The 13387-nt window shown below is 70.7% G+C and carries 12 protein-coding genes; 10 read left to right on the top strand and 2 right to left on the bottom strand.

Going from position 1 to position 13387, the window contains the following annotated elements:
• The 8 genes from infB to QM624_RS07620 all read left to right on the top strand — a co-directional run.
• The coding region (gene infB, locus QM624_RS07655; protein ID WP_415090426.1) for a translation initiation factor IF-2 at positions 1-2059 on the top strand (2059 nt) is incomplete at its 5' end.
• The gene (gene rbfA, locus QM624_RS07650; protein WP_415090424.1) at positions 2059-2496 is read left to right on the top strand and encodes a 30S ribosome-binding factor RbfA; all 438 of its coding nucleotides are present in this window, start codon (positions 2059-2061) and stop codon (positions 2494-2496) included. The genes infB and rbfA, both read left to right, overlap by 1 nt.
• Positions 2497-2644: 148 nt before the next feature.
• Positions 2645-2809 carry a CopG family transcriptional regulator gene (locus QM624_RS07645; RefSeq protein ID WP_415090422.1) on the top strand — a complete coding sequence of 55 codons (165 nt, stop codon included), beginning with the start codon at positions 2645-2647 and terminating at the stop codon, positions 2807-2809.
• Positions 2806-3558: a hypothetical protein gene (locus QM624_RS07640; RefSeq protein ID WP_415090420.1), complete on the top strand. Its 753-nt coding sequence runs from the start codon at positions 2806-2808 to the stop codon at positions 3556-3558. Before QM624_RS07645 ends, QM624_RS07640 begins: the two co-directional genes overlap by 4 nt.
• A 47-nt stretch (positions 3559-3605) precedes the next feature.
• Positions 3606-4178: a GNAT family N-acetyltransferase gene (locus tag QM624_RS07635; protein WP_415090417.1), complete on the top strand. Its 573-nt coding sequence runs from the start codon at positions 3606-3608 to the stop codon at positions 4176-4178.
• A 409-nt stretch (positions 4179-4587) separates the two neighbouring features.
• Entirely contained in the window at positions 4588-5478 is an 891-nt protein-coding gene (gene truB, locus QM624_RS07630) for a tRNA pseudouridine(55) synthase TruB (RefSeq protein ID WP_415090415.1), read from the top strand.
• 274 nt (positions 5479-5752) lie between these two features.
• Positions 5753-7690 carry an FUSC family protein gene (locus QM624_RS07625; RefSeq protein ID WP_415090413.1) on the top strand — a complete coding sequence of 646 codons (1938 nt, stop codon included), beginning with the start codon at positions 5753-5755 and terminating at the stop codon, positions 7688-7690.
• 39 nt (positions 7691-7729) lie between these two features.
• Positions 7730-8242, top strand: coding sequence for an HXXEE domain-containing protein (locus QM624_RS07620; protein WP_415090410.1), 513 nt, complete (start codon positions 7730-7732; stop codon positions 8240-8242).
• A 162-nt stretch (positions 8243-8404) separates the two neighbouring features.
• On the opposite strand, the gene QM624_RS07615 is transcribed toward QM624_RS07620, so the two are convergent.
• Positions 8405-9502, bottom strand: a complete 1098-nt coding sequence (locus QM624_RS07615) for an MFS transporter (protein ID WP_415090408.1) — start codon at positions 9500-9502, stop codon at positions 8405-8407.
• A 48-nt stretch (positions 9503-9550) separates the two neighbouring features.
• Here QM624_RS07615 and QM624_RS07610 point away from each other — a divergent pair, with 48 nt between their 5' ends.
• Positions 9551-11980, top strand: coding sequence for a PEP/pyruvate-binding domain-containing protein (locus QM624_RS07610; protein WP_415090406.1), 2430 nt, complete (start codon positions 9551-9553; stop codon positions 11978-11980).
• A complete protein-coding gene (locus tag QM624_RS07605) occupies positions 11980-12582 on the top strand; it encodes a TetR/AcrR family transcriptional regulator (protein WP_415090404.1) in 603 nt (200 codons plus the stop codon). Before QM624_RS07610 ends, QM624_RS07605 begins: the two co-directional genes overlap by 1 nt.
• Before the next feature lie 2 nt (positions 12583-12584).
• On the opposite strand, the gene QM624_RS07600 is transcribed toward QM624_RS07605, so the two are convergent.
• Positions 12585-13387 (bottom strand): aldo/keto reductase (locus tag QM624_RS07600; RefSeq protein WP_415090402.1); only part of this gene is annotated, 803 nt, incomplete at its 5' end.

The raw sequence follows: 13387 nt of genomic DNA, 5'->3' as shown, positions 1-13387 counted from the left end.
CTTCGGTGGCGGCGGCGGTCGTCCCGGTGGCGGTGGCGGCGGCGGCCGTCCCGGCTTCGGCGGTGGCCCCGGTCGTCCCGGTGGTGGTCCCGCCGGCGGCGGCGGTCGCGGTCGTGGTGGTCGCGGTGGCTCCGGCACCCAGGGTGCGTTCGGTCGCGCCGGGGGACCGGCGCGTCGTGGGCGCAAGTCGAAGAAGCAGCGCAGGCAGGAATTCGACCAGATGGAGGCGCCGACCATTGGTGGCGTCCGGATCCGTTCCGGTGACGGATCCACCGTCCGGCTGCGTCGCGGCGCTTCGCTGACCGACCTCGCCGAGAAGATCGGCGTCGATCCCGCGTCGCTGGTGCAGGTGTTGTTCAACCTGGGCGAGATGGTCAACGCCACCCAGTCGGTGGCCGACGACACGCTGCAGGTGCTGGGTGCCGAGCTCAACTACAACATCGAGGTCGTCTCGCCCGAGGACGAGGACCGCGAGCTGCTGGAGAGCTTCGACATCGAGTTCGGCGAGAACGAGGGCGACGAGGACGACCTCGCGCCGCGTCCGCCGGCAGTGACCGTGATGGGCCACGTCGACCACGGCAAGACGAAGCTGCTGGACGCGATCCGCAACACCAACGTGGTGGCGGGCGAGGCCGGCGGCATCACCCAGGCGATCGGTGCCTACCAGGTGGCCACCGAGGTCGACGGCAACGAGCGCAAGATCACCTTCATCGACACCCCGGGTCACGAGGCGTTCACCGCCATGCGTGCCCGTGGTGCCAAGTCGACCGACATCGCCGTGCTGGTGGTGGCTGCCGACGACGGTGTGATGCCGCAGACGATCGAGGCCCTGAACCACGCCAAGGCGGCCGAGGTGCCGATCGTGGTGGCGGTCAACAAGATCGACAAGGAGACCGCCGACCCGACCAAGGTGCGCGGCCAGCTCACCGAGTACGGCCTGGTGCCCGAGGAGTACGGCGGCGACACCATGTTCGTCGACGTGTCGGCCACCGCACGGCTGGGCCTGGACGAGCTGCTCGAGGCGATCGTGCTGACCGCCGACGCGTCGCTCGACCTGCGGGCCAACCCGGACATGCCGGCCCAGGGTGTCGCCATCGAGGCGCACCTGGACAAGGGCCGCGGCCCGGTCGCCACCGTCCTGGTGCACCGCGGCACGCTGCACACCGGTGACTCGATCGTGGCCGGTTCGGCCCACGGCCGCGTCCGCGCCATGATCAACGATCAGGGTGAGCAGGTGGCCGAGGCGCCGCCGTCCATGCCGGTGCAGGTGCTGGGTCTGACCTCCGTTCCGGGGGCCGGCGACAACTTCCTGGTTGTCGACGACGACCGGATGGCGCGGCAGATCGCCGACAAGCGGGAGGCCCGGCAGCGGGCGGCCCTGCTGGCCAAGACCACCCGGCGCAAGACCCTCGACCAGCTGTTCGAGCAGCTCGAGAAGGGCGAGACCCAAGAGCTCAAGCTCATCCTCAAGGGCGATTCGGCCGGTTCGGTCGAGGCGCTGGAGGACGCGCTGGCCAACATCGACATCGGCGACGAGGTCAGCCTGCGGGTCATCGACCGCGGTGTCGGTGCGATCACCGAGACCAACGTGTCGCTGGCCGAGGCGTCCGATGCCGTCATCATCGGCTTCAACGTCCGGGCGCAGGGCAAGGCCACGCAGATGGCCGACACCGCCGGTGTCGACATCCGCTACTACTCGGTGATCTACGCGGCCATCGACGACGTCGAGGCGGCGTTGAAGGGCATGCTCAAGCCGATCTACGAGGAGAAGATCACCGGTCAGGCACAGATCCGGGAGATCTTCCGGTCGTCCAAGTTCGGCACGATCGCGGGCTGCATGGTCATCGACGGGTCGGTCAAGCGGAACTCCAAGGCGCGCTTGCTGCGTGACGGTGTCGTGGTCACCGAGACCTCGATCGCTTCGCTGCGGCGTGAGAAGGACGACGTCACCGAGGTCCGCGAGGGCTACGAGTGCGGCATGACGCTGGCCAACTACTCCGACATCAAGATCGACGACGTCATCGAGACGTTCGAGATGGTTGAGAAGCCGAGGGATTGATGGGTAACCCGCGCTACATCAAGGTCGCCGAGCAGATCAAGGTGATCGTGGCGGAACTCCTGGAACGGCGGATCAAAGATCCGCGGCTGGGGTTCGTCACGCTCACCGACGTCCGGCTCACCGGCGACGGCCGCGAGGCGACGGTGTTCTACACGGTGCTGGGCGACGAGCAGTCGCGGTCCGACACCGCGGAGGCGCTGGAGTCGGCCCGTGGCCTGATCCGGTCCACGGTCGGCAAGCAGTTGGGGATGAAGTTCACCCCGACGATCGCCTTCGTGCTGGACGCCATCCCCGAGACTGCCGCGCAGATCGAGGACGTGCTGGCCCGGGCCCGCGCCGCCGACGAGGCGGTGGCGGCCCAGGCCGCCGGCGCCGCGTACGCCGGTGAGGCCGACCCCTACAAGAAGCCCGGTGAGGAGGACGATCCGGCCGAGTAGGCCGCTCGTCTCCCGCCCGGGTCTTCCGTCCCGTAAAGCCCTCCCTAACTAGTTCAGCCCTCCCGCATGCGGGAGGGCTGAACTAGTTAGGGAGGGCCCTTTGTCGGTTCGGGCTTGATGAGCGTAGATAGAATGCTAGCATTCGAGTATGCAAGCAAGTGAGCAGGCTCCGGATCCGAAGGTTCAGTTCAACGTGTACCTGCCGAGGTCGCTCGTCATCGCGCTCAAACACCGGGCGATCGACGAGGGGCTGAGCATGTCGGCGTTCGTGGAGAAGCTGGGGCGGCGCTACCTGGAGGAGGAAGAGCGATGATCATCGTCCGGCCGGTGCAGTACACAAGCCGAGTCGCGCAGTATCGCGAGTTGTTCGGAGCCCTCGGGCTTGCCGAACTGCCGCCCGACCAGGCGGGGGACGCGACGCCGGACTGGACGGTCTTCCAGGCCGGCTCCGGACGGGTCGGCCTGCATGCCGTCCCGGACGGCGACCCGCTGGACGGGCAGGCGTCCCTCGGCTTCGAAACCGACGAACTGGACGTCGTCGCAGGCCGGTTGACCGAGGTCTGCCAGGTGCGGCGGTTCGGCCGCTCCGACGGCAGGGCGATCGAGGCGATCGCGCCGGACGGCCTGCCGCTGGTGTTCCTCGCGCCCACCGCGGGCGAGGCATCGCCGACGTCGCCCGAGTTGGCGGCGCTGAACCTGTGGATGACCGCCGACGTCGACGGAGCGACCAGGGTGCTGCAGGCACTGGGCCTGCAGGGGAAAGTGCGTAGCGAGAGCGGCGGCTGGTTCCAGGCGTCCGCGGACGGCGGGGGACTGGCGGCCGTCCACGAAGGTGGCGAACAGCCGAACGCGGAGCTCTCCTTCGAGTACGACGGCGACGTGGAGGCCCTGGCTGAACGGCTCGAAGCGGCCGGCATCGGCTGCAATGTGGTCGACGAATCGTACGGACGCACCCTGCTGGTGGATCGCCCGGGCGGCGGCGAGCCGATCTGGGTCAACGAGCGCCAGACCGATCTCTACGGTTATGTGGCGCTGGGCGAGCGGGCGTCCGGCACCTCCTGAGCAGATCGCGGACGCGATTCGTCCGGGTCCGGCAGTACGTTGCGACCATGAGCGACTATCGGATCGAAGCGCTGAGCGAAGCCACCTGGCCGGCGTTCGAGGCGCTGGTGGCCAAGCACAACGGCATCTTCGGCGGCTGCTGGTGCATGTGGTTCCAGCCGGACGCCGACCGCGAGGGACAGGGCGGCGGCCAGGCGGCCAAGCATCGGCTGGTCGTCCAGGGTCGCACCCATCATGCGCTGGTGATGGACGGCGAGGCAGCCGTCGGGTGGTGCGAGTACGGCACCCCTGAGGAGCTGCCCCGGATCTACCACCGCAAGGAGTACGAGACCAGCGGCATCGAACCCACCAGGTACCGGCTGCCGTGCTTCTTCGTCGACCGGAACCACCGCCGCCGCGGCGTGGCGACGATGGCTCTGCACGGTGCCCTCGACCTGATCGCAGCCGCCGGCGGTGGCTCCGTCGAGGGCTACCCGCGGGTCGACGTCGGCCAGAAGAAGCTCTCGGCGTCCTTCCTGTTCAGCGGCTCGGTGGGCATGTTCACCGGTGCCGGCTTCTCCCGCGGGCGGGATCTGGGCAAGTTCCGCTGCCTCATGCGCCGGGTCGTGGAGCCCGCCTGAGTTGCCGGGTGAGGCAGGGGTCTCGACAAGCTCGACCAACGGGGCGACAGGCTCGACCGACGGGGGAGCGACAGGCTCGCACACCCGGGGACGGTTCTTTGACGTTCGAAAATCGCATCTCGAAGAACCGTCCCCCGACGTGCGAAATTCGTACGCCGAAGAACCGTCCCCGGGCGTGCGAGATTCGGACGCCGAAGAACCGTCCCCGGGCGTGCGAGATTCGGACGCCGAAGAACCGTCCCCGGGCGTGCGAGATTCGGACGCCGAAGAACCGTCCCCGGACGTTCGAGATTCGCATGCGAAGAACCGTCCCCGGGTGTGCGAGATGGGTCTCGGCGGGGTCGACCGACGGGTGTGGCCACGGATGGACCGCTAGCCTGTTCCGGACATTGCCGAGCCCAGGAGGACGATGACCGAGTCGGGAATTCTTGTCGTCGACAAGCCATCCGGCTGGACGTCGCACCAGGTGGTCGGACGCTGCCGGCGGCTGCTCGGCACCCGGAAGGTCGGGCATGCCGGGACCCTGGACCCGATGGCCACCGGGGTGCTGGTGGTCGGTGTCGGACGCGCGACCCGGCTGCTCGGGCACCTGGCGTTGACCAGAAAGAGCTATTCGGCCACCATCCGGCTCGGGCAGAACACGATCACCGACGACGCCGAAGGGGAGATCACCTCAGCGGCCGGGGCCGGCGCGCTCACCGACGCCGCGATCGAGGCCGCGATCGAACCGCTGCGGGGCGCCATCGTTCAGGTGCCGTCGACGGTGTCGGCGATCAAGATCAACGGCGAACGGTCCTACGCCCGCGCCCGCCGCGGCGAGGACGTGGTGCTGGCCGGACGCCCGGTCACCGTCTCCCAGTTCGACGTCCTGCACCGCCGGGACGCCGAGACCGACGGCACCCCCGTCATCGACCTGGACGTGGTGGTCGACTGCTCGTCCGGCACCTACATCCGTGCTCTGGCCCGCGACCTGGGCGCCGCGCTCGGCACCGGTGGACACCTGACCGCCCTGCGTCGCACCCGGGTCGGTTCCTTCGGCCTGGACGAAGCCCTCCCGCCGGACGAGTTGACCGCCGATCCGCCCGGGCGTCCGGAACTCATCGGCCTGGACGCGGTCGCCCGGCAGAACTTTCCCTACCTCGAGCTGGACGCCGACGAGGCCCGCGCCGTCGGCTACGGACGTCCCTTGCCACGCAGCCTCCCCGGCGACCCGACGGCACTGCTGCACGGCGGCGAACTGCTCGCCCTCTACCGTCCGGACGGCGACCGCGCCGTCCCGGTGGCGGTCCTCGTCGGCTAGGGAGCGCCGACCGAGGCCCCTCCATCGTCATCCCGGACTTGATCCGGGATCTCTTCGGGATCTCTCCCGCCTGAGATCCCGGCGTCCGCCGGGATGACGAACGCTCCGCCAGGATAACGGGGGGTCTCGACCAGCGGTGATCGCTGGTCGAGCATGCTCGAGACCCTGACAGCTACCGCGACGAACTCCGCCACGGAGTGACCCTCCCGAGCTTGGCGCTCTCCGACCTCTACGATCGGCCCGGCTGCATGCCACCGGAACGGATCGGAGAAGCATGGACCTGACCAGCATCAAGAAGGCCGCGGTACGGGGGCTCACCCCGGGCCGTCCGTTCCAGAATCCGCCGATGATCCTGCGGCTGGTGATCGGCATGGTGCTGGCATCGGTGATCGGCTACCTGACGAACAGTCCGCAGACCCACGTCATTCTCACCGTCGGGGCACTGCTGGCGGGGGTGCTGCTCACCCTGCCGCACAACCGGTCGCGGCTGGTGGCAGCGGCACTCGGCGCCCTGGCCCAAGCGTTCGGCGTCTTCCTCGGCGTGACGCTGTCCGGCCAGTGGTGGGTGGTGCTGACCCTCACCTTCCTCGGCTTCCTCAGCTCGGGGCTACTGCGTGCGGTGGCGGTCGGGATCAGCATGCGGGTCATGCTGATGACCATCATCTTCCTGGCCTTCGCCGAGATGGGACGCGGCCTGAACACGCCGCCGCTGACCGTCGCGCTGGGCTTCGTGCTGGGCGCCGCGATCATGCTGGCCATTCAGCTGTTCCCGCCCTACCCGCCGCGCTACGCGTCCCAGCGCATTGCGGTCAGCGGGCTCTACCGTTCGCTCGCCACCGGGGTGCCGAGCGGAGCCGCGCTGCTGGCGGCCGACCGCAGCCTGGCCCTGCTGCGGGCCAACGGCAACGATCAGCTGACCCGCTTCGTCGAACTGGTCGAACGCGGCGAGGAGATCGCCCAGCTGCTGCTGGCCCTGGAGAACCGTCCCTCCGCGGACGTCGAACCGTGGCGGACGGCGGCCTCGGCACGGCTGAACGGCCTGGCAGCACGGATCGCGCAACCCGGTGCGCCGGCCGATCCGCCGGCACCGTGGCCGTCGACCGGGGCCGGTGGTGTCCGGCAAGCGCTGCAACGGGCAGTCGAGATCGCCGAGCAGGTGGCCGGCGCCGGAACGGCGCCGCATGCCTCGGACGAGCGCCGCACCCCGTCGTCGTGGGAGCTGGTCCGCGACGAACTACGACCGGGATCACCGATCCTGCAACACGCCCTGCGGCTCGCCGTGACCTGCGTCATCGGTCAGCTGGTCGGCATGGGCCTGGCGGCCTGGCTGGGCAAGGACGCGATCTTCGCCGCGCACGGCTTCTGGGTGGTCGTCGCGGTCGCACTGATCGTCTTCCCCGACTACGGCGACACCTTCTCGCGCGGCATCGGCCGCACCATCGGCACCATCGCCGGCGCGTTGCTGGGCATCGCCCTGTCGTTCCTGCCGGCCGATCCGCTGTTGCACACGGTCGTCCTGCTGCTGCTCTACATCGGGCTGCAGGTGTTCCGCACCTGCGGCCAGCCCTGGTCGATGCTCTTCCTGGTCGCCTGGATCTCGTCGCTGATGGCCGGCCCGCTCGCCGCCGTCACCCGGGGCATCGACACCGTGATCGGCTGCCTGCTCGGTTTCGCGGCCTACCTGCTCTTCCCGACCTGGCAACGCCGGCGGCTGGACGAACTGCTGTCCGAGTGGGCGCGGGCCGAAGCCGACCGCCTCGTCGCACTCAGCCGGCTGTGGGCCGACGAGACCGAAGAGCATCGACTCGCGGTCGCCCACGCCAGCGTGCTGAGCCGGCTGATCCGGATCGAGTTCGCCGCCGCCACCAAGAGCGCCCGCAGCGAGCCGGAACACCCGCAGGGCCGCTGGAGCGACGCGGACCTTGATCCGGCGGCCGGTGCGGTGCTCACCGTCGCACGCCAGATCGCCGCGCTGTCGGCGCTCGCCCCGTACTGGAGCGAGACCGAGCGCGACGGCGTCCGCGCCGAGGTCGGACGGCTGATCGGGGAGTTGATGGCGCTCGCCGGTGCCACAGAGCCGCCCGTCGGGCCAGCGGTCCGCGTCGATGTCGATGCCGAGCCTGGTGAGGTGACGGTGGAGACCCGTGGTGCGCTCGACCAGGCATCACGGGCGGTGGCGCAGCTCGCCACCTCACATCGACCCGCAGACTAGGCTCGTCGCGGCTGTGGCTAGGTGAGAGAGGCAGAGATGGTGGCAGACCGCCGATCCCGGAAGGGTCCGCGGGCGCTGTTCCTCGCCTGGGCCCTGCATGACGTGGAGGAGGCGATCACCTTCCCGGCCACCTGCGATGTTCTTGCAGATCGTTCCGGGGTGGCCGCGCTGCGGATCAGCACGGGCCAATCCTGGGCAGCGGTCGGCCTGATGGGCCTGGTGATCGGTCTTGCCGCCCACCGAGGTGTCCGTACCGACGGTCGCTCCCGGTTCTACCGCGCCACCGTCGCCGGTCTGCACGCGCATGTCGCCACGCATCTGCTCGCCTCGGTGGTGCTGCGCCGGTATACCGCGGGCGTGCTCACCGCCGTCCCGGTCATGCTGCCCGGTGCCCTGGTGGCTCGCCGTGAACTCGCCGAGGCAGGCATACCGTTGCGGCCGGCCGACTATGCGCTGGGCGCGCTGCTGCTGGTGCCTGCGGCGTTTCTATCTCACGCACTGGTGCGGCTGGCCTCGGGGCCGGGGACGCCGCGAACTGTCGACGGTGAGTAGGAACCCTGAGCCCGGCGTGGTGGTTCAGGGGTCTCGACAGGCTCGACCGACGGTAGCCAGGGCCGGGGCGGCGGGTCAGGAGGTCTCGACAAGCTCGACCAACGGGGGCGAGGGCGGGCGGCGGTCCGTGGTCCCGACAAGCTCGACCAACGGCGCTCAGGATCAGGAGCCGGCGACGACGAATCCGAGCAGCACGGTGCCGGCGGCTCCGCCGAGGTTGCGGGCGAGTTGCACGACCGTGCTGGCCCTTGCCGTCGCGGTCTCGCCGCCTAGTAGCTGTGCCCGCACCAGCAGCAGCGGCATCACCGTTCCGACGCCCACGCCGATCACCCCGGACGCGGCCGCGAGCCACGCCAGCCCTGCCGGAACAACGCTGAGCACGACCAGACCGCAGCAGCCCACTGCGATCGCGACCCAGGACATCCGGCTCGCCAGCCGGGAGCGCCGGTCGGCTGCGCGCCCACCGAGCGTGCTGCCGACGCCGACGCCGGCCATCAGCGCGATCAGTGCGGCTGAGGAATCCGTGGCGCTGCCGCCGAGCCGGGTCTGCACCAGGAAGGGCAGATAGGCCGTCGCGACCATCAGCGCCGCGCCGGCCAGGCAGGCGCCGCCCGCGATCCGCCGCATCACCGGGTCGCCGACGATGGTGCGCACCGGCTGCAGCAGGTCGAGGCTGCGCCAGGTGTCCGGCCAGGACGAGCGGGCCCGGTTGGGCACGCCGATGCCGGCGGCGACCATCGCGAGCAGGCCGATCGGAACAACCACCCAGAACCCGAGCCGCCAGCCGGGTCCGTCGGTGAACCAGCCCCCGAGCAGCGGTCCGGCCACATTCGCCACCACCTGAACCAACCCCACGGCGCCGAAGAACCGTCCCCGCCACGAACCGGCGAGATCACCCACCGCACCCAACGCCGCCGGCACCAGGGCTGCCGCGCCCAGACCCTGGATGATCCGCGCCGCCACCAGAACCGCGCCGCTGGATGCCACCGCCACCCCCGCCGTGCCGCCGAGGAAGCCGCCGATGCCCCAGAGCAGCAGGTTGCGCCGGCCCCGGTGGTCGGCGAGATGACCGAACGGCGGCATGGGCAAGGTCGAGGCGAGCAGGTAGGAGGCGAACACCCAGCCGTAGGCGTTCGCCGCGTCCAGTTCCACCGCGATCTGCGGCATCGCGGTGGACAGCAGCGTCTGCATCAGCGCGGACGCGGCGATGCCGGTCAGGATCGCGGCGAGCCCGACCCTGCGACGTGAGGCGAACAGCACACGAGAGATTGTATACGCACCGTTTTCTATAGTGGTAGCGTAGCGGTCATGACCGTCCCGTTGACGATGCCGCTCAGCACTGTGCGAGCCACCGATCTGCCCGTTGCCGGCGGCAAGGCCGTCGGATTGGGTGAGCTGATCGCCGCCGGTCTGGACGTCCCGGACGGCTTCGTACTGACCACGCAGGCCTATCGGCGCGCGATCGCCGACGCCGGTCTCGGGCCGGACGACCAGCTCAGCCCGGGCGACTTCGCCGAGCTGTCCATCCCGGGGGAGGTGGTGGACGCCCTCCGTGCCGGCTATGCGGCGCTCGGCGGCGGGCTGGTCGCGGCCCGCTCCAGCGCCACCGCCGAGGACCTGCCGGGTGCCGCCTTCGCCGGCCAGCAGGAGACGGTGCTCGGTGTCCTGGGCGACCAGGCGCTGCTGGACGCCGTCCGCACCTGCTGGGCGTCGCTGTGGGGCGAGCGGGCCGTCGCCTACCGGACGGCGATCGGCGTGGACACCGCCGATCTGGCCCTGGCCGTGGTGGTGCAGCGGCTGGTCGAGGCCGATCACGCCGGGGTGATGTTTACCGCCAACCCGGTCAGCGGCGCCCGCGACGAGGTGGTGATCGAGTCCAGCGCGGGTCTCGGCGAGGCCGTGGTGTCGGGCCTGGTCACGCCCGATCATGCCGTGCTCGACGAGTCCGGACGCGTCCTCCGCCGTCGGGCCGGCGTCGCCGACCTGGTGATCACCGCCGAGGCCGGCGGCGGGACCCGGACTTCCTCCTCCGCGCAGGTGCAGCCGCTCTCCGACCAGGCGCTGGCCCGGATCGCGGCGGCCGGCCGCCGAATCGCCGCGCACACCGGACGTCCGATGGATGTCGAATGGGCGGTGGCGGGGGAGCGGACGGTGCTGCTGCAGGCTCGTCCGATGACCGCCCTGCCACCGCCGCCGCGGCGGCTGAATCGGGCTCAGCGGATGGCCGGTGCGGTGCTGATCGAGCTCTTCCCACGCCGTCCGACCCCGCTGGAGCTGACCGGCTGGCTGGACCAGATCCTGTGGCCACTGGTCGACGGCATGTTCCGGGGCATGGTGGGCATGCGGATGGAGTTCGCCGACGTCTTCATCGCCGACGACGCGGTGCTACGCGAATTCGTCCCGCCGACGCCCAGGCCGACGACCAAGCTTCCGGCCGCGCTCGCCCACGATCTGGCCGTGCTGCGGCGCGATCCGGCGGCCTGGGCGTCCGACCGGCTGGCCCGCCACTACGACACCGAATGCCGGGCGTTGGCGAGGCTGGACCTGCCGGCGCTGCCCTGGGCCGAACTGCTGGCGGTGCATCGCCGGGTCCAGGCGGCCTGTCAGGATCTGACCCGGCTGCGGGTCGACTACCTGCCGGCCGCGGCCGGCGCGATCGCCCAACTCGCCGGGCTGCTCACCATCCTGGGAGCGCGCGGGCGTCTCGGCGCCGTGCTGACCGGCGGGGTGAACAGCCGGACCACGGCCGCGAACGCCGAACTCGACGCGCTGGCCGACCTGATCCGCGAGCAGCCGGTGCTGGCCGACGCCTTCGCCAGCCAACCGGCCGCCGCGGTGCTCGACCGGCTGCGCACCGACCCCGCCGCCGCGCCGATCGCGGACCGGTTCGACGCATTCCTGGACGCCTACGGCCACCGCGAGACCGGCAGCCTCACCCTGGTGCGGGACCCGTCCTGGGCCGACCGTCCGGAAACCGTGATCGACGTCCTCAGCCTGCTGCTGGAGGCGCCGTCCGCGGGCCGGAGCGCAGCCACCTCAGACCCGCTGCCCGACCTGCTGGCCCTGCGCCGGGTGCGCCTGCTTCGACTCGGCGGGGCCCTGCGGCGGCTGGTTACCGCAGCACGCGCCGGCATCGCCGCCCGCGAGGACACCCACTTCGACCTGGCCCGGCTGATGCCACCGCTGCGGCACGCGATGATCGAGATCGGACGCAGGCTCGCCGGCCATGGCTGGCTGGCCGAACCGGACGACGTCTGGTTCCTCAGCTGGCCCGAGATCGCCGCGCTACCCGACCCGGAACACAGTCCGGTCGACCCCGCCGTCGCTCGCAACGCCGGACGCCGCGCCGCCGCGTACGCCGAACTCGCTTCGACGCCGCTGATCGCCGGCGCCAGCCTGTACCCCGACCGGGGTGCCCAGCAGGGCGTCCTGGTCAGCGGCACCGCCGGGGGCGGCGGGACGGCGAGCGGCGCCGTCCGGATCATTCACGGACCGGACGAGTTCGGCGAACTGCGCCCGGGCGAGGTGCTGGTCTGCCCGACCACCAACCCGTCCTGGACGCCGCTGTTCACCCGCGCCGCCGCGGTCGTGGTCGACCACGGCGGGATCGCCTCGCATGCCGCGATCGTGGCCCGCGAGTACGGCATTCCGGCGGTGATGGGGTGTGGCTCGGCGACCGCCACCCTGCGCACCGGGCAGCAGGTCACCGTCGACGGCGATCGCGGTATCGTCCGCTGATGACAACCGCGGATGGTGAACCGGAGAGCTTCCGCAATCGGCCGCGCCGGCGCGGGGCCGCCCTCGAAGAGGCGATCATCGACGCGGTCACCGCCGAACTCGCCGAGGTGGGCTACGCCGGCATGACGATGGAATCGGTCGCGCGCCGGGCGGGCACCGGCAAGGTCTCGGTCTACCGGCGATGGCCCACCCGGCTGGCGCTGGCGATCGAGGCCGCCTACCGGTTGATCGAACTGCCCGAACCGCCGCCCGAGCCGTCCACCCTGCGGGCCGACCTGGTGGCCTGGCTGACCGCGATCGCGCAGCAGATGGCCGGCCCGGCGGGGGAGGCGTTCCGGGGCATCGTGGCGGAATCCCTCAGCCAGACCGGCCACGGCCGGCTGGCGGACGTCACCCGCGGCACCGGCTCGGGCCAGTTCCGGCAGCTACTCGACCGGGCCCGGCGGCGCGGTGAGCCGGTCCGCGACGATCTCCCCGCGCTGCTCGAGCAGGTGCCCTCCTCCCTGCTGCAGCACCGGTTCCTGGTCCACCACGAGGTCGATCAGGACTACATCGAGCAGCTGATCGACGACGTCGTGATGCCGTTGATCACCCGGCACTAGCCTCAGCTGGGTCGCTGCGCCGGCGTGCTGTCCTTGGTGAGCGCCGGATCAGAGACCACCACGTCGCCCAGGGCGTCGTCGATCGCGGCCAGCGTCTCGGCCGACAGCTTCACGCCGGCCGCGGCCGCGTTGTCGGCGACCTGTTCCGGACGCGAGGCGCCGACGATCGCGCAGGCGACATTGTCGTTGGCCAGCACCCAGGCCACCGCCAGCTGCGCCATGCTCAAACCCAGATCGGACGCGATCGGCTGCAGCTTCTGCACCCGCTCCAGAATGGTGTCGTCCAGGAACCGGCTGATGGTGCGCTTGCCGCCCTTCTCGTCGGTCGCCCGCGAGCCTTCCGGGACCGGTTGGCCGGGCAGGTACTTGCCGGTCAGCACACCCTGAGCGATCGGTGACCAGACCACCTGCGACAGCCCCAGTTCGCGGCTGGTCGGCACCACTTCACCCTCGATCACCCGCCACAGCATCGAGTACTGCGGCTGGTTCGACACCAGCGCGAAACCCAGTTGGCGAGCCAGTTCCTGACCGGCCCGGATCTGCTCGGCGCTCCACTCACTGACCCCGATGTAGAGGGCCTTGCCCGAGCGGACCACGTCGGCGAAAGCCTGCATGGTCTCTTCCAGCGGCGTCTCCACGTCGTAGCGGTGCGCCTGGTAGACGTCCACGTAGTCGGTGCGCAGCCTGCTCAGCGAGCCGTTGATCGACTCCATGATGTGCTTGCGGCTCAGGCCGCTGTCGTTGTGCCCGCGCGGGCCGGTCGGCCAGAACACCTTGGTCATGATCTCGATGGACTCGCGGCGCT

The sequence above is a fragment of the Micropruina sp. genome (assembly GCF_047606365.1).
Lineage (GTDB): Bacteria > Actinomycetota > Actinomycetes > Propionibacteriales > Propionibacteriaceae > Micropruina.
This window is presented reverse-complemented; position numbering and strand designations above follow the sequence as displayed.